Annotated in this window: 24 protein-coding genes; 12 read left to right on the forward strand and 12 right to left on the reverse strand. The window is 71.6% G+C overall.

The window, feature by feature from the left end:
• Positions 1-62: 62 nt before the first annotated feature.
• Positions 63-332, forward strand: coding sequence for a hypothetical protein (locus tag AAW14_RS13930; protein ID WP_265563701.1), 270 nt, complete (start codon positions 63-65; stop codon positions 330-332).
• Positions 333-388: 56 nt separating this feature from the next.
• Here the strand turns inward: AAW14_RS13930 and AAW14_RS13935 are convergent, their stop codons facing one another.
• From AAW14_RS13935 to AAW14_RS13945, 3 genes are all read right to left on the reverse strand, one after another.
• Positions 389-1,597, reverse strand: coding sequence for a CaiB/BaiF CoA transferase family protein (locus tag AAW14_RS13935; protein ID WP_416223298.1), 1,209 nt, complete (start codon positions 1,595-1,597; stop codon positions 389-391).
• 63 nt (positions 1,598-1,660) lie between these two features.
• Positions 1,661-2,443 carry an ABC transporter permease gene (locus tag AAW14_RS13940; RefSeq protein WP_265563705.1) on the reverse strand — a complete coding sequence of 261 codons (783 nt, stop codon included), beginning with the start codon at positions 2,441-2,443 and terminating at the stop codon, positions 1,661-1,663.
• Positions 2,440-3,396 carry an ATP-binding cassette domain-containing protein gene (locus AAW14_RS13945; protein WP_265563707.1) on the reverse strand — a complete coding sequence of 319 codons (957 nt, stop codon included), beginning with the start codon at positions 3,394-3,396 and terminating at the stop codon, positions 2,440-2,442. The genes AAW14_RS13940 and AAW14_RS13945 overlap by 4 nt, the downstream gene beginning before the upstream one ends.
• A gap of 63 nt (positions 3,397-3,459) precedes the next feature.
• On the opposite strand from AAW14_RS13945, the gene AAW14_RS13950 reads away from it, so the two are divergent.
• Positions 3,460-4,173 (forward strand): TetR/AcrR family transcriptional regulator C-terminal domain-containing protein, encoded by a 714-nt coding sequence (locus AAW14_RS13950; RefSeq protein ID WP_265563709.1) that lies wholly within the window; start codon positions 3,460-3,462, stop codon positions 4,171-4,173.
• Here AAW14_RS13950 and AAW14_RS13955 read toward each other — a convergent pair.
• Genes AAW14_RS13955 through hmgA form a run of 3 tightly spaced genes read right to left on the reverse strand, consistent with a single transcriptional unit; the run spans position 4,170 to position 7,474 of the window.
• A complete protein-coding gene (locus AAW14_RS13955) occupies positions 4,170-5,345 on the reverse strand; it encodes a type ISP restriction/modification enzyme (protein WP_265563711.1) in 1,176 nt (391 codons plus the stop codon). The genes AAW14_RS13950 and AAW14_RS13955 overlap by 4 nt on opposite strands.
• 12 nt (positions 5,346-5,357) lie before the next feature.
• A complete protein-coding gene (locus AAW14_RS13960) occupies positions 5,358-6,107 on the reverse strand; it encodes a GntR family transcriptional regulator (RefSeq protein ID WP_265563713.1) in 750 nt (249 codons plus the stop codon).
• Positions 6,104-7,474: a homogentisate 1,2-dioxygenase gene (gene hmgA, locus AAW14_RS13965; RefSeq protein WP_265563714.1), complete on the reverse strand. Its 1,371-nt coding sequence runs from the start codon at positions 7,472-7,474 to the stop codon at positions 6,104-6,106. Before hmgA ends, AAW14_RS13960 begins: the two co-directional genes overlap by 4 nt.
• 162 nt (positions 7,475-7,636) lie before the next feature.
• Between hmgA and AAW14_RS13970 the strand changes: the two genes are divergently transcribed.
• The 5 genes from AAW14_RS13970 (at position 7,637) to AAW14_RS13990 (ending at position 14,004) form a co-directional block, all read left to right on the forward strand.
• Complete coding sequence (locus tag AAW14_RS13970) at positions 7,637-8,149, forward strand: hypothetical protein (protein WP_265563715.1); 513 nt, start codon at positions 7,637-7,639, stop codon at positions 8,147-8,149.
• A gap of 82 nt (positions 8,150-8,231) precedes the next feature.
• Entirely contained in the window at positions 8,232-8,852 is a 621-nt protein-coding gene (locus AAW14_RS13975) for a TetR/AcrR family transcriptional regulator (RefSeq protein WP_265563717.1), read from the forward strand.
• 141 nt (positions 8,853-8,993) lie between these two features.
• The gene (locus AAW14_RS13980) at positions 8,994-11,273 is read left to right on the forward strand and encodes a molybdopterin oxidoreductase family protein (protein WP_265563719.1); all 2,280 of its coding nucleotides are present in this window, start codon (positions 8,994-8,996) and stop codon (positions 11,271-11,273) included.
• A gap of 245 nt (positions 11,274-11,518) precedes the next feature.
• On the forward strand, positions 11,519-12,916 hold the full coding sequence (locus tag AAW14_RS13985; RefSeq protein ID WP_265563721.1) for an aldehyde dehydrogenase family protein: 1,398 nt from the start codon (positions 11,519-11,521) through the stop codon (positions 12,914-12,916).
• Positions 12,917-12,921: 5 nt separating this feature from the next.
• Positions 12,922-14,004, forward strand: a complete 1,083-nt coding sequence (locus tag AAW14_RS13990; RefSeq protein ID WP_265563810.1) for a Zn-dependent alcohol dehydrogenase — start codon at positions 12,922-12,924, stop codon at positions 14,002-14,004.
• Here AAW14_RS13990 and AAW14_RS13995 read toward each other — a convergent pair.
• The 3 genes from AAW14_RS13995 to AAW14_RS14005 all read right to left on the reverse strand — a co-directional run bounded on the left by AAW14_RS13995 (position 14,001) and on the right by AAW14_RS14005 (position 16,473).
• Complete coding sequence (locus AAW14_RS13995; protein ID WP_265563811.1) at positions 14,001-14,933, reverse strand: DMT family transporter; 933 nt, start codon at positions 14,931-14,933, stop codon at positions 14,001-14,003. The two genes, AAW14_RS13990 and AAW14_RS13995, sit on opposite strands and share 4 nt — an antisense overlap.
• A 91-nt stretch (positions 14,934-15,024) precedes the next feature.
• Complete coding sequence (locus tag AAW14_RS14000; RefSeq protein ID WP_265563723.1) at positions 15,025-15,774, reverse strand: ArsR/SmtB family transcription factor; 750 nt, start codon at positions 15,772-15,774, stop codon at positions 15,025-15,027.
• Positions 15,775-15,831: 57 nt separating this feature from the next.
• The gene (locus AAW14_RS14005; protein ID WP_265563725.1) at positions 15,832-16,473 is read right to left on the reverse strand and encodes a TetR/AcrR family transcriptional regulator; all 642 of its coding nucleotides are present in this window, start codon (positions 16,471-16,473) and stop codon (positions 15,832-15,834) included.
• 87 nt (positions 16,474-16,560) lie between these two features.
• On the opposite strand from AAW14_RS14005, the gene AAW14_RS14010 reads away from it, so the two are divergent.
• The 3 genes from AAW14_RS14010 to AAW14_RS14020 all read left to right on the forward strand — a co-directional run bounded on the left by AAW14_RS14010 (position 16,561) and on the right by AAW14_RS14020 (position 18,779).
• Entirely contained in the window at positions 16,561-17,712 is a 1,152-nt protein-coding gene (locus AAW14_RS14010) for an acyl-CoA dehydrogenase family protein (protein ID WP_265563726.1), read from the forward strand.
• A gap of 61 nt (positions 17,713-17,773) precedes the next feature.
• Entirely contained in the window at positions 17,774-18,061 is a 288-nt protein-coding gene (locus AAW14_RS14015) for a YiaA/YiaB family inner membrane protein (RefSeq protein ID WP_265563729.1), read from the forward strand.
• Positions 18,062-18,152: 91 nt separating this feature from the next.
• The gene (locus AAW14_RS14020; RefSeq protein ID WP_265563732.1) at positions 18,153-18,779 is read left to right on the forward strand and encodes a TetR/AcrR family transcriptional regulator; all 627 of its coding nucleotides are present in this window, start codon (positions 18,153-18,155) and stop codon (positions 18,777-18,779) included.
• Between the two features lie 16 nt (positions 18,780-18,795).
• On the opposite strand, the gene AAW14_RS14025 is transcribed toward AAW14_RS14020, so the two are convergent.
• Positions 18,796-19,257: a MaoC family dehydratase gene (locus AAW14_RS14025; RefSeq protein WP_265563733.1), complete on the reverse strand. Its 462-nt coding sequence runs from the start codon at positions 19,255-19,257 to the stop codon at positions 18,796-18,798.
• Between the two features lie 115 nt (positions 19,258-19,372).
• Here AAW14_RS14025 and soxR point away from each other — a divergent pair, with 115 nt between their 5' ends.
• Entirely contained in the window at positions 19,373-19,873 is a 501-nt protein-coding gene (gene soxR, locus AAW14_RS14030) for a redox-sensitive transcriptional activator SoxR (protein WP_265563736.1), read from the forward strand.
• 138 nt (positions 19,874-20,011) lie between these two features.
• Here the strand turns inward: soxR and AAW14_RS14035 are convergent, their stop codons facing one another.
• Positions 20,012-21,079 (reverse strand): RNA ligase (ATP), encoded by a 1,068-nt coding sequence (locus AAW14_RS14035; RefSeq protein WP_265563738.1) that lies wholly within the window; start codon positions 21,077-21,079, stop codon positions 20,012-20,014.
• A gap of 141 nt (positions 21,080-21,220) precedes the next feature.
• On the reverse strand, positions 21,221-21,823 hold the full coding sequence (locus tag AAW14_RS14040; RefSeq protein WP_265563740.1) for a hypothetical protein: 603 nt from the start codon (positions 21,821-21,823) through the stop codon (positions 21,221-21,223).
• A 224-nt stretch (positions 21,824-22,047) separates the two neighbouring features.
• Here AAW14_RS14040 and AAW14_RS14045 point away from each other — a divergent pair, with 224 nt between their 5' ends.
• Entirely contained in the window at positions 22,048-24,831 is a 2,784-nt protein-coding gene (locus tag AAW14_RS14045; RefSeq protein ID WP_265563742.1) for a penicillin acylase family protein, read from the forward strand.
• The last annotated feature ends 3 nt before the right edge of the window (positions 24,832-24,834 follow it).

The raw sequence follows: 24,834 nt of genomic DNA on the forward strand, positions 1-24,834 counted from the left end.
CACGACGGAGCGATAGGGTTACTCTGCCCGGGCCGGGTGGACTCGTACGGGTGGGGAGTGACATGGAACAGATAACAGTGCGCAGCAGGGCAAGGGTCCCTGCGATCACCTGCGGGAGCAGCGCGACCAGTTCGCGCCTCGACCGCCATCTCTCGGTGCTGGGAGGCCCTGCCATCCCGCAGCGTGAGGCGGCCGAGGCGACCTCACTGATGCTCGAGCTCACCGCACGTGACACCGTGCACCAGCGGAGCGGCAGGGGTGCGCGCATGAGCAAGGTCTCGCTCTTCGCGCCGCTGCGTCGGCTGCGCCGCTCGCTGTTCGGCGGACGCTGAGCGACACCTGCGTTCCTCACGGCGCCCGCGAGCGGGCGCCCTGCAAGGGCCCGCGCTCAGGCCGCCACACCGTCCCGGCGCAGCGCTGTGATCTCGTCGTCCGTCATCCCCACGGCACGCAGCAGCGCCTCGGTGTGCTCCCCGAGCGCGGGCACGTCCCCCATCCGCGCGTCGTTTCCGCCCGGCAGCGTGATCGGCGGCAGCAATGCCCTCAGCGGCCCGACCGGCGTCCCCACCTCCCGCCACCGCTCCCGGGCCGCCAACTGCGGATGCTCCGCCACGTCCCGCAGGTCCCTGAGGCGCGCGCAGGCGATGTCGGCCGCCTCCAGACGGGCCATGGCCCGGTCCGTTCCGAGCGCTCCCAGCGCCTTGGCGACCAGCGCGTCGGTACGCTCCCGGCGGGCGACCCGGGCCGCGTTCGTCGCGTACGCCGGATCGGTCCCCAGCTCCGGTTGGCCGAGCACCTGGGCCGCGAGCCGCTGCCACTCCCGGTCGTTCTGCACGGACAGCAGCACCCGTCCGCCGTCCGCCGTCGGGTAGGCGTTGTACGGCGCGATGACGGCGTGTGCCAGACCCGTCCGCGCCGGGGGAGTGCCGTCGTGCATCGCGTGGTGCAGCGGATGCCCCATCCACTCGGCGAGCGCCTCCAGCATGGAGATCTCGACCGGTCCGCCGCGTCCGGTCGTGCCCCGCCGGACGAGCGCCGCCAGCACCCCGGAGAACGCGTACATGGCCGCCGCGATGTCGGCCGCCGGAATCCCCGCCTTGACCGGCTGCTCCGGCGTCCCGGTGACCGACACCAGCCCCGCCTCGCACTGCACGAGCATGTCGTAGGCCTTCCTCCGCACGTACGGCCCGGACGCCCCGTAGCCCGAGATGTCCACGGCGATCAGCCGCGGGTGCACCGCGCACAGCGCGGCCGCGTCCAGTCCGAGCCGGGCGGCGGCGCCCTGGGCGAGGTTCTGCACGAACACGTCCGCGTCCGCGATCAGCCGCCGCACGACGTCAAGGCCCCGCGGATCCTTCAGATCCAGTGCGATCGACTCCTTGCCGCGGTTGCACCACACGAAGTGCGAGGCGAGACCCCGGGCGGCGGTGTCGTAGCCACGGGCGAAGTCACCTCCGTCGACCCGCTCCACCTTGACCACGCGCGCGCCCAGATCGGCGAGCTGGCGGGTGGCGAAGGGTGCGGCGACGGCCTGCTCCACGGTGACGACGGTGATGCCCTCCAGGGGCAGGGGAAGTGGCTCCATGCGGGGGATCATGGCCCCTGCCCCCCGTGGTTGTCATGCACGGATGCCGGACCGGGCACCCCGGGATGACGCAGCTCACCCCTCGCCGCGCGTGTACCGGCGGACGGCGAGCGGCAGGAACACCGCGATGAGCGCCGCGCTCCACGCCAGGGCCCCGGCGACGGGATGGGCCACCGGCCAGGCGGCTCCCCGGGGCACGGGCGCCTTCCCGAAGAGGTCCCGCAGGGCGGTGGTCACCGCGCTGATCGGGTTCCACTCGGCGAGCGTGCGCAGCCAGCCCGGGAGGTTCCCCGTCGGGATGTACGCGTTGGACAGCAGCGGCAGGACGAAGGTCGCGCCGCCGAGCTGCCCTGCGGCGTCCTCGCTCCGGGTGAGCAGCCCGAGGAAGATCCCGATCCAGGTGCACGCGAACCGGAACAGAAGCAGGAGACCCATGGCGCCCGCCGCTTCGGGCACCGTCCCCTCGACCCGCCATCCCACCGCAAGCCCGACCAGCAGCAATGGCACCGTCCCGGCGGCGGTGACGACGAGGTCGGCCGCAGCCTGGCCGAGCGGGACGGCCGTCCGGCTCACCGGCAGTGAGCGGAAGCGGTCCATCACGCCCCGGTGGGAGTCCGCGGCCGCCTGGAACATCCCGGTCATGATCCCGCCCGCGGCCGTCGCCGCCAGCAGCCCCGGCACCAGGAAGCTCCGGTACTCCTTGCCCGGCACGGCGAGCGCACTGCCGAAGACGTACCCGAAGAACAGCAGCATCGTGATCGGCATGGTCTGGGTCAGGATCGCGAGGCCCGGGTTGTTCCGGACCCGGCGCAGTTGCCGGCCCACCATCGCGGTGCCGTCGTACGCCCATGTGCTCATGCCGCCGGCTCCTTGCTGTCGGCCAAGTGGCCCGTCAGCCGCAGGAAGACGTCGTCTAGGCTCGGTGGCCGCAGGCTCGCGTCGAGCAACGGCACGCCCGCCGCGTCGAGTTCGCGCACCAGGCGCGGAAGGGTGAGCGTGGGATCCGTGGTGACCGCCCCCACGGCGTTGCGCTCGCGGTCGAGGGACGGCTCGGCGCCGGTGAGCCGGTCCAGGACGCCCGCCGCTTTCACCAGCAGGTCCGTGTCGGCGACGACGGCCTCGGCGTACGACCCGATGAGCGCCTTGAGGTGGGACGGAGATCCCGTGTGGGCCACCCGGCCCCGGTCGACGAGGGCGATGTCGTCGGCGAGCCGGTCGGCCTCCTCCAGGTACTGCGTGGTCAGCAGGACGGTCGTGCCCTGCTCCTTGACGGCGCGCACGGCCTCCCAGATCTGCTTGCGGCTCGCCGGGTCGAGGCCCGTGGTGGGCTCGTCGAGGAACAGCACGTCGGGGCGGCGGAGCAGGCCGGCCGCGAGGTCGAGACGGCGTCGCATGCCGCCCGAGTAGGTGGACGCGGGCCGGTCGGCGGCCTCGGTGAGACCGAATCGGTCCAACAGCTCAGCGGCGCGCGCCGCCGCGTCCCGGATCCTGTGCAGCCGGGCGAACAGCCGCAGGTTCTGACGTCCGGTGAGGTCTCCGTCGACCGACGCGTACTGCCCGGTGACGCCGATCCTGCGGCGTACGCCCGCGGGGTCCCGCACCAGATCGTGCCCCGCGATCCGGGCCGAGCCCGCATCGGGCCGCAGCAGTGTCGTCAGCAGCCGTACCGCCGTGGTCTTGCCCGCGCCGTTGGGCCCGAGAACCCCGCAGACCGTGCCTTGCGGCACCGCCAGGTCCAGCCCCTGGACGGCCCGGACCGTCCCGAACCGCTTCGCCAGCCCCTCACTAAGTACAGCGTACGTAGTTGTCATGGGTCGACCATAGCGCACTACGTACGGCGTACGTAACTAGGATGGTGGTCGAGGTGATGAGCGATGGCGGGCCGAGCGGCCGAACCCGAAGTGATCTGGGCGCGCCCCGAGCGCATGGGCCGTGGTCCCAAACCGGCGTTCAGCCGTGCCGACATCGCCGCCGCCGCGGTACGGATCGCCGACGCCGACGGGCTCGAAGCGGTCTCGATGCGGCGCGTGGCGGGCGAGCTGGGCTGCGGCACGATGTCGCTCTACAACTACGTCCCCCGCAAGGAGGACCTGTACGAGCTGATGGTCGACGCCGTCAGCGGCGAGCACGAACTGTGGGAACCCTCGGGTGACTGGCGCGCCGACATGCTGCGGGTGGCGCGCCAGACCCGCGCCCTCATGCACCGCCACCCCTGGCTTCCGCGCCTGATGTCGGGGATCTACGGCTTCAGCCCCAACGCCCTGCGGTACGTCGAGCACTGCCTCGTCTGCCTGGACCCTCTCGAGGTGCCCAACGGCGCGAAGATGGAGCTGGTCGCGATGCTCAACAGCGTGGTGACCATGTACGTGGCCAATGAGCTGGCCACCGCCGAGCGGGCCCGGTCGCTGCCCTGGTCCGAGGAGCAGGAGAGTGCGGTGCGGATCGCGTATCTCGCCGGCCGCATGGCCACGGGCCGGTACCCGCGGATGGCCGCCGTCTTTTCCGAGGCTCCGGGGCCGGTCGATCCGGAGGCGGCGTTCGGGCGGATGTTGTGGCGGCTGCTGGACGGGTTCGAGCCCAAGAGCTAGATCAGCGCAAACTGGCCCTCCGGGCCTTCCTCGTGATGGTCCAGCACCGACGCGGGCCGTCGTGCCGCCGCCTCCACCGGCAGTACGCCCGCCTTGCGCAGTTCGGTGGTCGTGAGGGGGGCGGCCACCTCCAGATCCGACTGCTGCGGCCGCAGTTCCGCGAGGAGAGCGAGCACCGTGACCAGCTCCAGCAGCTCGGACGTCCAGGTCTGCCGCCAGGCGGCCGGACGGATCGCCTCCAGCGTGCCGGGCGGGGGCTCGGCGGTCCGGGCCGCGAACCACTGTTCCAGGACGCGCACTCCGTCCACCTCGAAGTCCCAGGCCTGGGGCGGCACCGGGGAGATGCGGCCCTCACCGAGGTGGAGGGCCTCCTCGTCACGGTCGTAGTGCAGCGTCAGCGGGCGTGCGGGCAGAGGGGCGCGGACATAGGGGCGGCGGCCGCCGGGAAGCCTGGGGCGTTCGCCGTCGCGGCGCATCAGCCAGAGCATGCGGCGGCCCAGCTCGACGCCCCGCGCCCAGACGCCGGTGTCCTCGGTGAGCGGGACGACGAGGCCCTCGGGGCCGGGGCGTGCCGCCGCCGCACTCCAGGCGAGGACGTCCAAGGGGGCGGGGGTCGGCCCCAGACGCTCGCCCAGGTGCTCCAACAGGCCGGGCGCCAGGTTGGGTTCCTCGCCGCCGGGGCGCCGGTACAGCGGGCGGATGCGCCCGGCGCGCAGCACGGGCAGCAGGGAGGTCGCGAGCAGCGGGGGACCGGAGGAGCCGGGGGCGGCGGCCGTCTCCACGGCGAAGATCTGGTGCTCGTCGGCCACGCGCCACACCTCGGGCCGTGCGACGTCGAGCAGGCGGTGGTCGGGGATGAGCCACTGTTCGTCGAAGGGCGCCCGCAGCACGCGCACCGGCTCCGGGCACGGGCCCGAGGCGCGGACCAGCTTCTCCGTGCCGCTGGACTGCCCGGGCAGCTGACCGACCGCCGAGTGCAGGGTGCGTGAGCGCGTCGGCTCGAACAGCGTCTCCCGGTCGGGCCCTTCGGCCTTCACGAGGGCGTCCCAGCGCGCCCTCAGCGAGGCGGCGTCGGGCCCCGCCGGCCAGGCGCGGCCCGGCCGCAGGGATGGGACGGACCACGGCATGAGGTCCGCGAGCAGCGGAGCGTCGTCGTGCGTCACGGTGGGCATCGTACGACGTGGTCAGGTGGCGTCGAGGGTGACCGTGAACGAGAAGCGGTCCCCGCGGTAGTGGATCACCGCCACGTCGAGGGGGCGCCCGCCGGTGTCATAGGTGACGCCCGTGTAGCGCAGGATGGGGCTGAGCAGCGGGACGTGCAGCAGCCGCGCCGTCTCCGGGTCCGCGAGCCGGGCCTCCACCGTGTCCGTGATACGGCTGATGTCCGCGCCCACGACGTCTCGCAGCACCTTCGTCATCGGCCAGCGGACCAGGTCGTCCAGGTCGATCCGGTCGGCCAGTTCGGGACGGACGTAGTTGAGGGCGTGGTTGGTGGGCTCGTCCGTCTTCTCGTCGCTGCGCAGCCGGTGGTACGTCGCCACCTCCTCGAGATCCGGGAAGTGCTCGGCGAGTTCGGCCGGCACCCGCACCGTGCCATGGTGCAGCAGCTCGGTCGTCATACCGGACTGCTGGGCCACGATCGCGTCCACCGAGCCCAGCAGACGGACCGGAGCGCCCCTTCGCGCACTGGGCTCGATGAACGTGCCGCGCCGGCGGTGGCGCGAGATCAGCCCCTCGTCCTCCAGCTCCTTCAGCGCCTGCCGCATGGTCAGCACGCTCACCCCGTAGTGCGCCGCCAGTTGCTCCTCGGTGGGCAGCCGCAGCGGATCCCGGGGCGAACGGCCGAGTATCGAGGCACGCAGCGACTGCGACACCTGGTACCAGAGCGGCAGCTTGCGGTTCAGGACGATCGAGTCGGGGGCGAAGGAGGTCACGGCCTATCCGTACCTGTCCCCGGCGACGGGTGCAACGGGCGGAAGTGGCGCTCGAGACCCCGCCACACATCGTCGTACCCGTGTTGCAGGTGCTCCGCGTGCGCCGCCTGCGGGGTCAGCGTCATGGGCCAGCGCGTCTCGAACATGAACGCCAGCCCGTCGTCCACCTTGTGCGGCCGCAGTTCGGCGGTGCTCGCCCGCTCGAACGTCTCCTGGTCCGGACCGTGCGCCGACATCATGTTGTGCAGCGAGCCGCCGCCCGGCACGAAGCCCTCCGCCTTGGCGTCGTACGCGCCCTCGATCAGGCCCATGTACTCGCTCATCACGTTCCGGTGGAAGTACGGCGGCCGGAACGTGTCCTCGCCCACCAGCCAGCGCGGCGCGAACACCACGAAGTCGACGCCCGCCAGCCCGGGGGTGTCGCTCGGCGAGGTCAGCACCGTGAAGATCGACGGATCCGGGTGGTCGTAGCTGATGCTGCCGATCACATTGAAGCGCCGCAGGTCATAGACGTACGGCACATGGTTTCCGTGCCAGGCGACGACATCGAGCGGCGAGTGGTCGTAGGTCGCCGTCCAGAGGTTGCCGCAGAACTTGTTCACCACCTCGACGGGGCCCTCGACGTCCTCGTACGCGGCGACCGGGGCCCGGAAGTCCCGTGCGTTCGCCAGGCCGTTGGCGCCGATCGGGCCGAGGTCGGGGAGCTGGAAGGGGGCGCCGAAGTTCTCGCAGACATAACCGCGGGCCGTCGGGGTCTGCCCGCCGTCCGATGCGGTGTCGAGCAGCTCCACACGGAAGCGCACCCCACGGGGGATCAGCGCCATATGGCCGGGCTCCACATGCAGCAGCCCGAACTCGGTGCGCAGCAGCAGCCCGCCGCGCTCCGGGACGATCAGCAGCTCGCCGTCCGCGTCGCTGAAGACACGGTCCATGGAGGCGTTGGCGTGGTAGAGGTGCACGGCCATGCCGGTGCGCTGGGTGGCGTCGCCGTTGCCGCCGAGGGTCCACAGGCCGCCGAGGAAGTCCGTCCCGGCCGCCGGCGCGGGCAGCGGATTCCACCGCAGCCGGTTGGGGTCGGGCACCGTCTCCGTGAACGGCGTGGAGCGGATCGTGCCGTTGTCCGTGCGGGTGAACTGAGGGTGTGCCGCCGAAGGGCGGATCCGGTAGAGCCACGAACGGCGATTGTGCGCCCGGGGCTCGGTGAACGCCGTCCCGCTCAGCTGCTCCGCGTACAGCCCGAGCGGTGCGCGCTGGGGCGAGTTGCGGCCCTCGGGCAGCGCGCCCGGGACCGCTTCCGAGCTGTGCTCGTTGCCGAAACCGGAGAGATAGGACAGTCCCTCGGCGATCTTCCTCGCGTCCCCGTACATCACCGCTCCCTTGTCACTGATTCCTATGCATCACCGTAGGATTCGGGGCGCTGCTGCGCAAGGGGGGAGCACGGCGCGGAGGGCGACCGGCCGGGGCCGCCTCGGCGAGAACCAGACTCCAGGGGGATTCGGCCGCCCGAACGGTGCGTCTACGCTCGCTGCATGTCGTGGACGCGCGGAGTGCTCTTCGTGGTCGCGGTGGGTGCCCTGCTCGGCGGCTCGGCGGGCTGTGGTTCCGGCGACGCGCACGAGCGGAAGGCACGGGCGTCGGCCTCGCCGGTGGGCAAGGTGCTGGAGGACACGGACGAGGAAGGGTGGCACTACCGTGAGGTCGGCAAGCAGGGCGCACCCCAGGTGGAGGTCGAGGTCCAGCCGGATTCCGGCGACACCTGGGACGTGCGGCTGACGGTCCGCCACTTCCGCTTCTCGCCACCGGGCGCGCGCCCGGTGGCCGTGGCGGGCCGCGGCGTCGCCCGGCTCTACCTGGACGGCCACTCCCTCACCCGGCTGCGCACCGGTGACTACCGCCTCCCCGGCAGGCTGGTCCCGCGCGGCACCCACCATCTCACCGCCCGGCTGTACGCGGACGACCGGACCGTCTGGGCGGTGCGCGGCAAGCCGGTCGAGAGCACGGCGGACATCACTGCGTCGGGGGCGGCGGCGAGCCCCGGGTGAGCCAGGGCCGTCCGATGAGTGGTGGGGCCACCGGCCTTCGTACAGACGGGTGAGGTTCACCGGCCCCCGGCGGAAAGGCATTATGAAGCCCGTGCCCCAAGCGACATCGCTGCGCCGCGCGCCCGTCCAACGCCGGAGCGCGGAACGACTGACCAGGATCCTCGACGCCTGCGCGGACCTCCTCGACGAGGTCGGCTACGACGCCCTGAGCACCCGGGCCGTCGCCCTGCGCGCGGGTGTGCCCATCGGCTCCGTGTACCGCTTCTTCGGCAACAAGCGAGCAATGGTCGACGCCCTCGCCGAACGCAACCTGGAGCGCTACACCGAGCGCGTCACCCGCCGCCTGGCCCGGACGGAGGGTGAGGGCGGCTGGCGCGCGGCCATGGACGCGGTGCTGGACGAGTACCTGGACATGAAGCGCACCGCGCCCGGCTTCTCCCTCGTCGACTTCGGCAACCAGATCCCGGTCGGCGCCCGCCACGCCGAGCCCAACCACCGGGTCGCCGACCGTCTGACGGACCTGCTGTCGGCGTACCTCGATCGCGAACCGGACGAGGACATGCGCCGTAGGTTCTTGATCGCGGTGGAAGCGGCCGACACCCTGGTTCATCTGGCCTTCCGGGTGGCCCCGGAGGGCGACGAGAAGATCATCGAGGAGACGCGGACGCTGCTGCGGGCCTATCTGGGACGGGTGCTGGACTGAGGGGCCTTGTGGCGCGGGGCGGGACAGGCTGCTCGTTGATTTCCGACTCGTGCTCCGTCGCCCCTCCACACCATCCATACCGGTCGGTATGCTCGGCCCCGTTCGTGTGTCACCGTTGCCGCCATCCCTCCGGGAGGATCCGTGTCCCGCACCGCCCTGCGTATCTGCCCCCTCTGCGAGGCCACCTGCGGGCTGACGCTCACCATCGAGGGCACCCGTGTCAGCGGCGCCCGCGGCGACCGCGACGATGTGTTCAGCCAGGGGTTCATCTGCCCGAAGGGCGCCTCCTTCGGGGCCGCCGACTCCGACCCCGACCGACTGCGCGTCCCCCTCGTGCGCCAGGACGGGGAACTGCGCGAGGCCACCTGGGAGGAGGCCTTCGACGCGGTCGCCGCGGGGATCAGGCCGATCGTCGAGCGGTACGGGCCGCACGCCGTCGGGGTCGTCCTCGGCAACCCCAATGTGCACACCATGGCCGGTGCGCTCTACCCGCCCGTCCTGCTCGCCGGCCTGCGCACCCACAGCATCTTCACGGCCTCCACGCTGGACCAGATGCCCAAGCACGTCTCCAGCGGGCTGCTGTTCGGGGACGCGGGCGCCATCCCCGTGCCCGACCTCGACCGCACCGACCACCTGCTGCTGATCGGCGCCAACCCCCTCGAATCCAACGGAAGTCTGTGCACGGCCCCCGACTTCCCCGGCAAGCTCAAGGCCCTCAAGGCCCGCGGCGGCACCCTCACCGTGATCGATCCGCGCCGCACCCGGACCGCCCGCCTCGCCGACCGGCACGTCGCCGTCCGCCCCGGCACCGACGCCCTGCTGCTCGCGGCCATGGCGTACGTCCTCTTCGAGGAGGACCTCGTCGACCTCGGGGGCCTGGCCCCGCATGTCCAAGGCGTCGACGAACTGGCCTCGTCCGTACGGGACTTCACCCCCGAAGCCGTCGCCGATGCCTGTGACGTCGAGCCGGACACCATCCGTGCCCTCGCCCGCGAGCTGGCGGCCGCGCCCACAGCCGCCGTCTACGGCCGCATCGGCAGCTGCACCGTGCCGCACGGCACCCTGGCCAGCTGGCTCGTCGACGTGCTCAACGTCCTCACCGGCAACCTCGACCGGCCCGGCGGCGCCCTCTTCCCGCTGTCGGCCACGGACCGGACACCCCGGCCCGCCGGGCCCGGCCACGGCTTCGCCCTCGGGCGCTGGCACTCGCGGGTGAGCCGGCACCCCGAAGCCAAGGGCGAGCTGCCGATCGCCGCGCTGGCGGAGGAGATCGACACCGCCACCGACGAGGGCAGCCCCGTGCGCGCCGTCATCGCCGTCGCCGCCAACCCCGTGCTCTCCGCGCCGGACGGCGACCGCCTCGACAAGGCGCTCGGCTCTCTCGACTTCATGGTGAGCGTCGACCCGTACCTCAACGAGACCTCGCGCCATGCGCACGTCGTCCTGCCGCCGCCCCCGCCCTCCCAGGCACCGCACTTCGACTTCGCCTTCAACACCCTGGCCGTGCGTAACCAGGTCCGCTACACCCGCGCCGCCGTCCCCCTGGAGGCGGGCCGCATGGCCGAGACCGAGATCCTGGCGAGACTGGTCCTCGCCGTGACCGACTGGGGGCTCCCCCGCTCGAGCGCAGCCGAGAGCCCGGGGAAGCACGGCGCCGACCCGGCCGCCGTCGACGTCCTGGTCATCGGGCAGACCCTGGGCAAGGCGGTCACCGAGGCCCACTCTCCCGTTCACGGCCGCGATCCAGGTGAACTGGCACGGCAGCTCACCGGCCAGAGCGGACCCGAGCGGCGGCTCGACATGATGCTGCGCCTCGGCCCGTACGGCGACGGATTCGGCGCCCGGCCCGACGGGCTCAGCCTCGAGAAGCTGCTCGCCCACCCGCATGGGATCGACCTCGGTCCGCTCCAGCCCCGACTGCCGCAGCCGCTGAAGACGGTGAGCGGCAAGGTCGAACTGCTGCCGCAGCCGATCGCGGACGATCTGCCGCGCCTGAGGCAGACCCTGAGCGAGCGGGCCGACGGGCTCGTGCTCGTGGGGCGCCGCCATCTGCGGTCCAACAACAGCTGGCTGCACAACGTGCCCGCCCTCACCGGCGGTTCCAACCGCTGCACCCTGCACATCCACCCCGACGACGCCGAGCGGCTCGGGCTCGCCGACGGCGTGCCGGTCCGGGTGAAGGGGGCCGGGGGAGCGGTGATCACACCCGTCGAGGTCACCGACGGCATCCGGCGCGGGGTGGTGAGCCTTCCGCACGGCTGGGGCCATGACCGGCCCGGCACCCGGATGAGCCACGCCGCGCTGGATCCCGGTGTCAACGTCAACCAGCTCCTCGACGGCAGTCTGCTCGACCCGCTGTCGGGCAACGCGGTGCTCAACGGCGTGCCCGTCGTGGTCGCACCACTCGACACGCCGCGCTGACCTGCAGCTCAGGCGCCCGGAACGTGGTCCGCGCCGAGATACCCGAGCGGGGTCCTGTCCGGGAGCGGAGCGTGATCCGGTTCGGCACCGGGAGCGCGGTCCGGTCCTGCGCCGGAGCGCGGTCCGGTCCGGCAACGGAGCCTGAGCGGGACCCAAGTCGACATGCCCTGGAGTCCCCTGGCGTCACAAAACTAACGGCGTTAGTTTGGGGCCCGGACGACGCCGGCCGGCTCGGAAGGATGACGATGAAGGCACATGACGGCATGTACATCGACGGCGCCTGGCGCCCCGCTGCCGGGCCCGACACCATCGAGGTCGTGAACCCGGCCGACGAGGAGGTCATCGGCCGGGTCCCGGCGGGCACCGCAGCGGACGTCGACGCCGCCGTGCGCGCCGCCCGGGCCGCCCTCCCGGCCTGGGCCGCCACCGCGCCGGCCGAACGGGCCGCCCGGCTCACCGCCCTCAGGGACGTGTTCGTGGCCCGCAAGGACGAGATCGCCGAGACGGTCACGGCGGAACTGGGCGCCCCGCTGCAGTTCTCGGAGGCCGTCCACGTGGGTCTGCCGATCCTGGTCGCGGGCTCGTACGCCGAACTGGCCGCGACGCACACCTTCGAGGAGAGGGTCGGCAACTCGACCGTCTACCAGGAGCCGGTCGGTGTCGTGGGCGCGATCACTCCCTGGAACTACCCCCTCCACCAGATCGTCGCCAAGGCCGCCCCGGCGCTGGCGGCGGGCTGCACGGTGGTGCTCAAGCCCGCCGAGGACACCCCGCTGACCGCGCAGCTCTTCGCGGAGGCGGTCCATGAAGCGGGCGTACCGGCCGGGGTGTTCAACCTCGTCACCGGCCTCGGCCCGGTCGCGGGCCAGGCGCTCGCCGAGCACGAAGGGGTCGACCTGGTCTCCTTCACCGGCTCCACCGCGGTGGGCCGGCAGATCGGCGCGACGGCGGGGGCGGCCGTCAAGAAGGTGGCCCTGGAGCTGGGCGGCAAGTCCGCGAACGTGATCCTGCCGACCGCCGACCTCGCCAAGGCGGTGAACGTCGGCGTCGCGAACGTGATGTCCAACTCCGGCCAGACGTGCAGCGCATGGACGCGGATGCTGGTGCACCGGGAGCGGTACGAGGAGGCGGTCGCCCTCGCCGCCGAGGCCGCGGACAAGTACGCCGACCGCATCGGCCCGCTGGTGAACGCCAAGCAGCGGGCGCGGGTGCTGAGCTACATCGACAAGGGCGTGGCCGACGGAGCGCGTCTGGTCGCGGGCGGCCCGGACTCCCCGCGCGAGCGGGGCTACTTCGTGCGGCCCACCGTCTTCGCCGACGTGACCCCCGCGATGACGATCGCCCAGGAGGAGATCTTCGGCCCGGTGCTGTCGATCCTCCCCTACGAGGACGAGGAGGAGGCCCTGCGGATCGCGAACGGCACGGTGTACGGTCTGGCCGGCGCCGTCTGGGCGGGTGACGACGCGGAGGCGGTCGCGTTCGCGCGGAGGCTGGAGACCGGGCAGGTCGACATCAACGGCGGACGCTTCAACCCCCGTGCCCCGTTCGGTGGTTACAAGCAGTCCGGGGTGGGCCGTGAGCTGGGTACGCACGGGCTCGCCGAGTACCTCCAGACCAAGTCCCTCCAGTTCCAGGAGCGTTGAGCGAGATGGTCCGTGCCGCTGTCCTGCCCGCCGTCGGTGCCCCGCTGGAGGTCACCGAGATCGAGCTGCCGGAGCCCGGCCCAGGGCAGGTGCGGGTCCGGCTCGCCGCCGCCGGGGTCTGCCATTCCGACCTGTCGCTGTCCAACGGCACCATGCGCGTACCGGTGCCCGCGGTTCTCGGCCATGAGGGCGCGGGAACCGTGGTGTCCGTGGGCGACGGAGTCACCCATGTCGCGCCCGGCACCGGCGTGGTCCTCAACTGGGCTCCGTCCTGCGGAAGCTGTCATGCCTGCGGGCTGGGCGAGGTGTGGCTGTGCGTGAACGCGCTGACCGGCGCCGGCGGCGTCCACGCCCGCCGCGGGGACGACGGCACGGATCTGCATCCCGGTCTGAACGTGGCCGCGTTCGCGCAGGAGACCGTGGTGGCGGCGTCCTGTGTGCTGCCTGTGCCCGACGGGGTGCCGCTGACCGACGCGGCGCTGCTCGGCTGTGCCGTCCTTACGGGGTACGGGGCCGTGCACCACGCGGCGAAGGTGCGGCCGGGGGAGACCGTCGCGGTGTTCGGCGTCGGCGGAGTGGGCCTCGCGACGCTCCAGTCGGCACGGATCGCCCGCGCGGAGCGGATCATCGCGGTGGACGTGTCGCCCGGGAAGGAGGAACTGGCCCGGCGGGCGGGCGCCACGGACTTCGTCCTCGCCTCCGACACCACGCCCCGCGAGATCCGCGGTCTCACGGACAATCAGGGCGTCGACGTGGCGGTGGAGTGCGTGGGCCGGGCGGTCACCATCCGGGCGGCCTGGGACTCCACGCGCCGTGGCGGCCGTACGACGGTCGTCGGCATCGGCGGCAAGGACCAGCAGGTCACGTTCAACGCCCTGGAGATCTTCCACTGGGGCCGCACGCTCTCGGGCTGCGTCTACGGCAACACGAACCCGGCCGAGGACCTGCCGGTCCTGGCCGAGCATGTGCGGGCGGGCCGCCTGGACCTGGGCGCGCTGGTGACGGAACGCATCGCGCTGGAGGGGATTCCGGCGGCGTTCGACAACATGCTGGCGGGCAAGGGAGGCCGGGCGCTGGTGGTGTTCTAGGACTCCCCGGCCGGTGTCCTCTCGGACGCGGCGCGGGGTTCCGGGACCGGCGCCGCCCGGCGCGGGCGGGACCGGGAGACCGTCACGCCCGCCAGGCACAGCACACCGCCCGCGAGCGTCAGCGGCCCCGGTACCTCATGGAGGAACAGCCAGGACATCACCACGACCAGCGCCGGCACGGCGTAAGTCGTCGCGCCCATGCGGCCGGCGGTCGTACGGGCCAGCGCGTAGGCCCAGGTGGTGAAGGCGAGCGCGGTCGGGAAGACGCCGAGATAGATCATGCAGAGCGTCGCGGAGACCGGGGCACCGGCCGCGTCGTGCACCAGTTGCCCGGCGAAGGGCAGACAGCCCACCGCACCGACGAGACATCCGAACGTGGTCACCTGCAGTGCGCCCGCCGTGCTCAGCGCGGGCTTCTGCGCGACGACACCGGCGGCGTACGCCATCGCGGCGAGCAGACACAGCACCACCCCGAGCACCGAGGACCTGCCGCCGCCCGACATCGACAGCCCCACGGTCACGGCGCCCGCGAGCGAAACCGCCATTCCCGCGAGCAGCCGCGGCGGCATGGAGTCGCCCAGCAGCCGCGAACCCAGCAGCGCGATCAGGATGGGACCTACGTTGACGACCAGCGCGGCGGTCCCGGCATCCACCTGCTGCTCACCCCAGTTGAGGGCGACCATGTAGAAGCCGAACCACAGCACGCCGGACATCGCGATGCCCCGCCACGCGGTACGAGGCGGCAGTCCCTCCCGCCGCACGAGACAGATCACCCCGAGCGTCAGGGCCCCGGCAAGCAGCCGTCCGAGCGCCAGGGCACCCGGCGAGTACGCCGTGCCCGCGCTGCGGATGGCGACGAAGGCGGAGGCCCACAGCATCACGGTGACCGTGGCCGCGGCCGCGGCCGGACGGGACGGGGAGTCGTTCATCATGCTCCACAGGTCAGGAAGGAAGCGGATCGGGTACATGCGGATTTCCGACCTGGCGGTCGGCGTTGCGTCGTACGGGGTGTCGACCGGCTCAGCACAGTGCCGCCGCCTCGATCCCCAGCAGCTCGAAGAGCGCGCGCTCGCCCGACGCCGTGACCTTCACGGCCCGTTCGGAGCCGATGCGCACGCACCAGCCCTCGTCCAGGGCGTGCCGGCACAGGGCGGCGCCCGCGACACCCGCGAGATGGGGGCGGCGCTCGGTCCAGTCGAGGCAGGCGCGGGCCAGGGGGCGCCGGCCCCGGTGCTCGAGGACGATGCCCGCGGCGTCGAACCACCTCAGGCCCGCGTCCGTGAGCACGAAACCGGTGTCCGTTTCCTTGTACGTTCCGAGCAGCCCGTGCGCGGTCAGCGCGTCGGTGACGGCGATGCCGATGCGCCCGGCGAGGTGGTCGTAACACGTACGGCCACGAGCCATCGCGGATCCGGCACTCGCCTCGCGCAGTGTGCGCGGGCGCTCCGCCGCGGCATCCGACCCAACCTGTGCGGCCAGGTCCTCGATCAGCTGGGCCACCCTCGCGTCGGCCAGCCGCACATACCGGTGCCGCCCCTGCCGCTCCTCGGCCAGCAGCCCGCCCGCGACGAGCTTGCCCAGGTGTTCGCTGAGGGTCGACGCGGCAACGCCCGCGTGTCGCGCCAGCTCGCCGGCGGTCCACGCCCGTCCGTCCAGCAGCGCCAGCAGGCAGTCGGCCCGTGACACGTCGGCGATGAGCCCGGCGAGCGCCGCGAGTCCCGGTGCGCGGCCGTCCGCCGCCCGTGCCCGTCCTGAACCCTTGGTGGTCATGCACTCCAGCATGCGGCACGGACACTTCGGCGCCCGCCGAAGGGTGCCGATCCTGTCCTACGCGGTCCGCCCGAGCTGCTCGTACTGCCGTTCCAACCCGTCGAGCAGCGCCCTGAGCCCGGTCTCGAAGGCCCGTTCGTCGATCTTCCCCTGCAGCTCGGCGAGGCGGTGGGCCTGGCCGAGGTGGGGGTAGTCGGCCGGGTCGTACGCGCTCTCGTCGTCGACGAAGCCGCCCGCGAACGAGCCGAGCGCGGAGCCCATGACGAAGTAGCGCATCAGGGCGCCGATGGAGGTGGCCTGGGCGGGCGGCCAGCCCGCCTGGACCATCGCGCCGTACACGGCGTCCGCCAGACGCAGGGCGGCCGGGCGGCGGCCGGGTCCTCGGGCCAGGACCGGCACGATGTTCGGGTGGTCGCGCAGCGCGGCACGGTAGGAGACCGCCCAGTCGTGCAGCGCGGTCCGCCAGTCCCGGCCGTCCTCGAACATCGACAGGTCGACCTGCGCGCTGACCGAGTCCGCCACCGCCTCCAGGATCTGGTCCTTGGTGCGGAAGTGGTTGTAGAGGGACGGGCCGCTGACGCCGAGTTCGGCGGCGAGCCTGCGCGTGGAGACGGCCGCGAGGCCCTCCGCGTCCACCAGCGCCCGCGCGGTCTCGACGATGCGGTCTGTGCTGAGCAGGGGCTTGCGCGGTCGGGCCATGGCGCACATAGTAGGGCTGCCGATGGAAACTAGCAGTGCTAATTTAAATGTGCCGCTTTCAAAGACCTTCCCGTGGGGTGACGCGTCGTGAATCTGGAGCTCAGTGACGAGCAGGCCGCGGTCCGGCGGCTGGCCGAGGACTTCGTGACCCGTGAGATCGCCCCGCACGTCGTGGCCTGGGACCGCAACGAGGAGGTCGACCGGGGGATCGTCAAGAAGCTGGGCGAGGTCGGGTTCCTCGGCCTCACCATCGACGAGGAGTACGGCGGCTCGGGTGGCGACCACCTGGCGTACTGCCTGGTGACCGAGGAGCTGGGCCGTGGCGACTCGTCGGTGCGCGGGATCGTGTCCGTCTCGCTCGGCCTCGTTGCCAAGTCCGTCGCCGCCTGGGGGAGTGAGGAGCAGAAGCGGCGGTGGCTGCCCGGGCTCACCTCCGGGACGTACGTCGGCTGCTTCGGCCTCACCGAGCCCGGCACCGGTTCCGACGCGGGCAACCTCACCACGAAGGCCGTCCGGGACGGCGACGGCTACGTGATCAACGGCACCAAGACGTTCATCACCAACGGCACCTGGGCCGATGTGGTGCTCCTGTTCGCCCGATCCACGGACGACCCCGGCCATCAGGGTGTCTCCGCCTTCCTCGTGCCGGCCGACACGCCCGGGCTGACCCGCCGCCCGATCCACGGCAAGCTCGGCCTGCGCGGCCAGGCCACCGCCGAGCTGGTCCTCGAGGACGTCCGGGTGCCCGCCTCCGCGATGCTGGCACCCGAGGGCAAGGGGTTCTCCGTGGCCATGTCCGCGCTCGCCAAGGGGCGCATGTCGGTCGCGGCGGGCTGCGTCGGCATAGCCCAGGCCGCGCTGGACGCGGCCGTCCGGTACGCCGGCGAGCGCGAGCAGTTCGGGAGGGTCATCGCCCACCACCAGCTCGTCCAGGAGCTCCTCAGCGACATCGCCGTCGACGTGGACGCGGCGCGGCTGCTGACCTGGCGGGTCGCCGACCTGATCGACCGCGGTCTGCCCTTCGCCGTCGAGTCCTCCAAGGCCAAGCTCTTCGCCTCCGAGGCGGCCGTGCGCGCCGCGAACAACGCCCTCCAGGTCTTCGGCGGTTACGGCTACATCGACGAGTACCCGGTCGGCAAACTCCTGCGCGACGCCCGGGTGATGACACTGTACGAGGGCACGAGCCAGATCCAGAAGCTGCTCATCGGCCGTGCGCTCACCGGGGTTTCGGCGTTCTGAGTACCTGCATGAGTACGCGAGCGGATGCGACGGCGGCCTCCCGGGGGCGACCCTGGTCCGCATGAGTGAGAATCCGGTCAGACAGCAGAGCACGGCCGCCTTCTACGGCCAGGCCGTCGCGTCCTTCGCCATCGCGCTGACGGCGACGGCCGTGGGCATCGTCCGGCTGCACGCCGACGCCTGGGTGCGGGGCTTCCTGGGAATCGCCGTCCTCTACCTCGTGACCTCCGCCTTCACCCTCGCCAAGGTGATCCGGGACCGGCAGGAGGCCGGTCAGATCGTCAGCCGGGTCGACCAGGCGCGGCTGGAGAAGCTGCTCGCCGAGCACGATCCCTTCGAGAAAATCTGAGCGGGAAGCCGTACACCGCCCGGCGGGCGCTCTAAGCGACCGCTCACCTTCGGAGGTATGGTGTTCGTCCTGCCAGTGGAAGGGGCGAGCGATGAGTACGGCGGAGGAGACGGCCGGCAGCGAGATGCAGCCGTGGGCCGAGGTCACCCCGGATGCGGCCCGGCGGCTCTTGATCGCCGCCGTGGAGGCCTTCGCCGAGCGCGGCTACCACGCCACGACGACACGCGACATCGCAGGCCGGGCCGGTATGAGCCCGGCCGCGCTCTACATCCACTACAAGACCAAGGAGGAGCTGCTCCACCGCATCAGCAGGATCGGGCACGAGAAGGCCCTCGAGATCCTGCGCACGGCGGCGCGGGGCGAGGGTACCGCCGCCGAGCGTCTCGCGGACGCTGTGCGCTCCTTCGTGCGCTGGCACGCGGCACAGCACACCGTCGCGCGGGTAGTGCAGTACGAACTGGACGCGCTCGGCCCCGACTCGCGCGCGGAGATCGTCGCCCTGCGCCGCCAGGTCGACGCCGAGGCGCGCGGGATCATCGAGGACGGCGTGGCGGCGGGCGAGTTCGACGTCCCCGACGTGCGGGGCAGCACGCTCGCCGTGCTCTCGCTCTGCATCGACGTGGCCCGCTGGTTCAAAGCCGACGGCCCCCGTACCCCGGACGAGGTCGGCGCGCTCTACGCCGACCTCGTGCTGCGGATGGTGGGGGCGGGAAAGTAGCCGCCTCCGGGGCGGCTCAGAGGTAGTAGCGCGACACCGACTCGGCCACGCACACCGGCTTGTCGCCGCTCTCGCGTTCCACCGTGAAGGCCATGGTCAGCTGTACTCCGCCGGTCACGTCCTCGACGCCGGTGATCGTCGCGGTGGCGCGCAGGCGGGAGCCGACGGGGACCGGTGAGGGGAAGCGGACCTTGTTCGTCCCGTAGTTGACACCCATCCTCACGCCCTCGACCTTGATCAGCTGCGGTCCGAAGAGCGGCAGCAGGGACAGGGTGAGGTAACCGTGCGCGATGGTCGTGCCGAAGGGTCCCGCGGCCGCCTTCTCCGGGTCCACATGGATCCACTGGTGGTCGCCGGTGGCGTCCGCGAACAGGTCGATCCGCTTCTGGTCGATCTCCACCCAGTCGCTGTACCCCAGCTGCTCGCCCACCGCCGCCTTCAGCTCGTCGGCGGACGTGAAGGTCCTCGGCTCTGCCATGTTCCCGGCCTCTCGCGTCGCGAAGTCTCCATACCTAAGCAACTGCTTAGCATGGTCGGGTACGGGAGCCATGTCAACGGACCGGGCCCGAGATGCGCTGAGTAGGCTCTGAGGGGTGCCCCAGATTCCCGAGAAGATCCACGAGCTGACCGTCGGACAGTTGTCGGCCCGAAGCGGGGCCGCGGTCTCCGCCCTGCACTTCTACGAGTCCAAGGGCCTGATCAGCAGCCGCCGCACGGCGGGCAACCAGCGCCGTTACCAGCGTGACGCGCTGCGCCGGGTGGCCTTCGTGCGTGCCGCCCAGCGCGTCGGCATCCCGCTGGCCACCATCCGCGAGGCGCTCGCCGAACTCCCCGAGGAGCGGACCCCGACCCGGGAGGACTGGGCCCGGCTCTCCGAGGCATGGCGGTCCGAACTCGACGAGCGCATCGGCCAGCTGACCCGGCTGCGCGACCACCTCACGGACTGCATCAGCTGCGGCTGCCTGTCGCTTCAGACCTGTGTCCTGTCCAACCCGGACGACGCCTTCGGTGAACGGCAGTCGGGGTCGCGGTTGATGGTGGATCGGCGCGGTCGCCGCCGTGAGCGGGAGGAAGGACCGGGCGGCGGCCGCTGAGATGCGTGTCCGTTTTCCCCGGCTGGGCCGCCGCTGGGATGCGTGTCTCTTTTCCCGGCTGGGCCGCCGCTGGGATGCGTGTCTCTTTCCCCGGCTGGGCCGCCGCTGGGATGCGCGTCCCTTCCCTCGGCCCGGCGCTCACTCGTACTCCGTCCCGCCCTTGCGCGTCAGATAGGCCGGACTCACCGCCTTCGCGATCGCCCTGCCCCCCGTCACCGGGCTGTACCGCTCGGTGACCGGCCGGATCACCACACCTTCGCGCAGATGCAGCGCACGCCCGGAGACCGTCTCCCCTCCCGAGGCGAACTCCAGCACCCGCCCGATGTCGTACGGCCCCTCGTAGAGCCGTGGCACCAGCGGGAGTTCACCGGCGAGCAGCTCCGTCGCATTCAGCCACCGCACCGTGCCGTCGATCTCCGCGGAGATGTCGAAGACGGCATATCCCAGCGTCTCGCGCCGGCCGTCGGCGCCGTACGTCAAGTCCTGGACGCCCGCGCCGAACACCTCGCCGAAGATCCCTACCCGGCGCGCACCGAGCCGCTCGGCGAGCCGGGCCGCGGCCTCGGGGACGCGATGGCCGCGCACCGCCCGCCAGTACAGATTGCGCGGATCCTCCGTGAGCGCCAGCGACTTGGCCCCGAAGCCCTTCGACGAGACGAGCACCCGGTCCTCGGCCGCGACGTACGTCAGCAGGCACGCCGAGCCGTGCAGCTTCTCCGTCAGGACGACGGACTCGCCCGGCTCGAAGACATCCGGGTAGCGCTGGATGTTCTCGATGTCGACCCACGGCAGCAACTCCGGCGCCGACTCCACCTCGCCGTTCATGGTCGGCGGGATCGGCGGCACCCACTTGGTGATGCCGAGCGCCTCCGCGAAGTCGGCGCCGTCCGCCGCGGCCTGCGCGAGGTCGACGTCCGCCAGCGCCCTGGGGCGGCAGACGATGCCCTGCGACAGCTCGCCGCGCAGCCGTACCGCCTTGACCCGGTCGCGGTTGCCGCCCGCGAGCCGTCCGGTCAGCCCCAGCTCCTCGATCAGCCCGGTCGGCAGCACGGACTGCTCGGGGATGTAGACGGCGGTGTCGCCCGTGCGGTACTGGCCCTTGGCGACGACGGCTCGGTACAGGCCCACCTGGGCCAGTTCGAGCGCGTCGGCATTGGGGTGCTCGTGGACGGTCAGCACTTCGGCGGTGACGCGCAGCGTCGACATGGGGGCTCCCGGGGTTGCTCAGCTGTGTTTCATCGCCCCCAACTGTCCTGGCCGGAAAGGGGTGGAGCCAGCGGATTTGCGCCTGGTACGGTCGCGCCGCCGACAAGGGGGGTGCGGCATCCCCGGCGCACCCCCGTGCCCTCAGGCCGACACCAGCAGCCGTGCCCGCCTGGCCTCCGCCAGGGCCTCGGGCGTCAGCACGGGCCGGGGCACCACGATGCCGCAGTCCGTGCAGACCGGACCCGACGAGGGCTCGTGGGCCAGGTCGTACCTCCAGATGAGGCGCTCACCGGCGCACGCCGGGCACATCGAGCCCGGCTCGCGCTCCAGTGCGGCGATGAGCCGGCGCAGCACCTCCGCCAATGGTTCATGAGGGTGGACACGAGGGTCGTCGCACCAGGCGACCCCGAAACCGCCCCAGGTCAGCCGGTGCCAGTCGTCCACACTGCCCGGCCTGCGCAGCCCGTCGTGCTTCTCCTTCTTGCGGCGCTGCGTGAACTCGGCCTCGTAGCCGAGCCAGACGGAGCGGGCCTCCTCCAACTCCTCCAGTGCGGCCACGAGCCGCGCCGGATCGGGGGACCTGTCCTCGGGACCGAATCCCGCCCGTGAGCACAGATGGTCCCAGGTGGCCCTGTGCCCGTAAGGGGCGAACTTCTCCAGGCACTTGCGCAGCGAGTAGCGCCGCAGTGCCAGGTCGCACCTCGGGTCGCGCACCTGTCTCGCCAGACTCCGGAAACCGGCCATCGCCCTGCACCTCCGTCACACCTGCACCTGTACTTCGGTCACTTCGGCGTCGTCGTACGGACGTCGCCGAATAGACGTATCGACAAGCGATTCGGCTCCATCAGTTTTCCGATGACGTTCACAAGCCGCCTGCCGAACGGTTGAAAACTGACGCCTGTTCAACTTCAATCGCGGGGATACCGGCGGTAACGCCTGCCTGTCCCCACCCGTCGGGAGGAGCTGCCATGCCACGGCGCACCCCACGCAACGTCCTCGACAGACTGAGAACTCCCCGCAGATTTCCGAAGTTCCTCAAGGCCGCCGCGACATGCGTCCTCGTGGGCGGTCTTTTGTCGCCAATCTCGCAGGCGGCCGCCGCGGACACGGCATCCACGAACGACTACTGCGGCGGCCAGTGTTCGGACATCCTCCCGCCAGGCGAGAACGGCAACGCCACGCTCGTCCAGATCATCCTCAACCAGGCCTTCGGCACCCAGCCCGGCCATGCCGAGGACCAGCTCGGCCCGTACGCCAACCTGGTCACCGGCTACTCCGACCTCACCGACGCGAAGATCAACAACTTCTTCAACGACGCGTCGCTCGGGGTCCCCTCCGACCAGGTCGCCTCCACCGAGAAGCCCGCGGATCGCGGCGACGTGACGATCGTCCGGGACAAGAAGACGGGTGTCCCGCACATCACCGGAACCACTCGATACGGCACGGAGTTCGGCGCCGGTTATGCCGCGGCCGAGGACCGGCTGTGGCTGATGGACGTCTTCCGGCACGTCGGACGCGGGCAACTGACCTCCTTCGCGGGCGGCGCCGCCGCCAACCAGGGTCTGGAACAGCAGTTCTGGCGCAATGCGCCCTACACCGAGGCCGACCTGCAGGCCCAGATCGACCATGCGGTGGCCGGCGCGGGTGACCGCGGCAAACAGGCCCTCGCCGACGCGGGTGCCTACCTGGACGGCTTGAACGCCTACATCGACGCCTCCGACAGCGGCCGTTACTTCCCCGGCGAGTACGTCCTGACCGGCCACAAGGACGCCATCACCAACGCCGGCACCATCGACCACTTCAAGCTCACCGACCTGGTCGCGCTCGCCTCCGTCATCGGCGCGCTCTTCGGCTCGGGCGGCGGCGGCGAGGTCAACAACGCGCTCTCCCTCCTTGCCGCCCAGTCCAGGTACGGAGTGGAGGAGGGCACCAAGGTCTGGGAGTCCTTCCGCGAGCGCAACGACCCCGAGGCGGTGCTCACCGTCCACAACGGTGAGAGCTTCCCGTACGCGTCCGGGCCCGCGGTCCCCCAGGGCGAGGCGCTGCCGGACCCCGGTTCGGTGACCGAGGAGCCGCTGGTCTACGACCGCACCGGCAGCGCGTCCGGCTCGAGCGCCGCCAAGGCCTCGAAGTCCGCGGCAACCACCGCCCTGAGCTCCGCCAGGCGGGGCATGTCCAACGCCCTCGTGGTCGGCGGCAAGTACACCGCGAGCGGTCACCCCATCGCCGTCTTCGGCCCCCAGACCGGCTACTTCGCGCCCCAGCTGCTCATGCTCCAGGAGATCCAGGGACCGGGCATCAGCGCCCGCGGTGCCTCCTTCGCGGGTCTGAGCATGTACGTCGAACTGGGCCGCGGCCGGGACTACTCGTGGAGCGCCACGACCTCCGGCCAGGACATCATCGACACCTACGCGGTCGAGTTGTGCCAGGACGACCACCACTACCTGTTCCACGGCACCTGCACGGCCATGGACCAGGTCGAGCAGAAGAACTCCTGGTCACCGACGACCGCCGATTCATCCCCGGCCGGCTCCTACACGATGCGGGTCTGGCGCACCAAGTACGGGCCCGTGGAGTACCGCGCCACGGTCGGCGGCAAGAAGGTCGCCTACACCACCCTGCGCTCGTCCTTCCTGCACGAGGCCGACTCCATCATCGGCTTCCAGATGCTCAACGATCCCGACTACGTCAAGGGCCCGCAGGACTTCCAGAGCGCGGCGCAGCACATCAACTACACCTTCAACTGGTTCTACGCCGACTCCCGGCACACCGCGTACTACAACAGCGGTGACAACCCGGTGCGTGCGAGCGGTGTCGACGCCGAGTTCCCGGTGTGGGCGCAGTCGGCGTACGAGTGGAGGAACTGGGACCCGGCGACGAACACGGCCGACTACACCCCGCCCTCCCAGCACCCCAACTCCATCGACCAGGACTACTACATCTCCTGGAACAACAAGCAGGCCCAGGACTACACGACCGCATCCTGGGGCGACGGTTCGGTGCACCGCGGCAACCTGCTGGAGGACCGGGTGAAGAAGCTGGTGGCGGCGGGCGGGGTGACCCGGTCGTCGCTGGTGAAGGCGATGGCGGACGCGGCGCTGGCCGATCTGCGCGCCGAGGACGTGCTCCCGAAGCTGCTGAAGGTCGTCAACAGCTCCACGGTGACCGACCCCACGGCCGCGGCGGCGGTGAGCAAGCTGTCCGCGTGGATGGCGGCCGGAGCCAGGCGCACGGAGACCTCGGCCGGCTCGAAGACGTACGCCGACGCGGACGCGATCCGCATCCTGGACGCCTGGTGGCCGCTGCTGGTGAAGGCCGAGTTCGAGCCCGGTCTGGGCAGCGACCTGTACACGGCCATCACCGGCAACCTGCCGGTCGACGAGTCCCCGTCGGCCGCGCACGGCCCGACCGGTTCGCACGCCGGAAGCTCCTTCCAGTTCGGCTGGTGGAGCTATGTCGACAAGGACATCCGGGCGGTGCTTGGGGAGCCGGTGCAGGGTGCGCCGGCGCAGAAGTACTGCGGCGGCGGCAGCCTCGCCTCCTGCCGCTCCGTCCTCATCAGCACCCTCAAGCAGGCGGCCGGCCTCACGGCGTCCCAGGTCTACCCCGGCGACGACCAGTGCTCGGCCGGTGACCAGTGGTGCGCCGACTCCATCGTCCAGCGCACCCTCGGCGGCATCAAGCACGGCAGGATCAGCTGGCAGAACCGGCCCACCTACCAGCAGGTCGTGGAGTACACCTCGCACCGGTGAGGT

It is taken from the genome of Streptomyces hygroscopicus, from assembly GCF_026168105.1.
GTDB lineage: Bacteria > Actinomycetota > Actinomycetes > Streptomycetales > Streptomycetaceae > Streptomyces > Streptomyces hygroscopicus_D.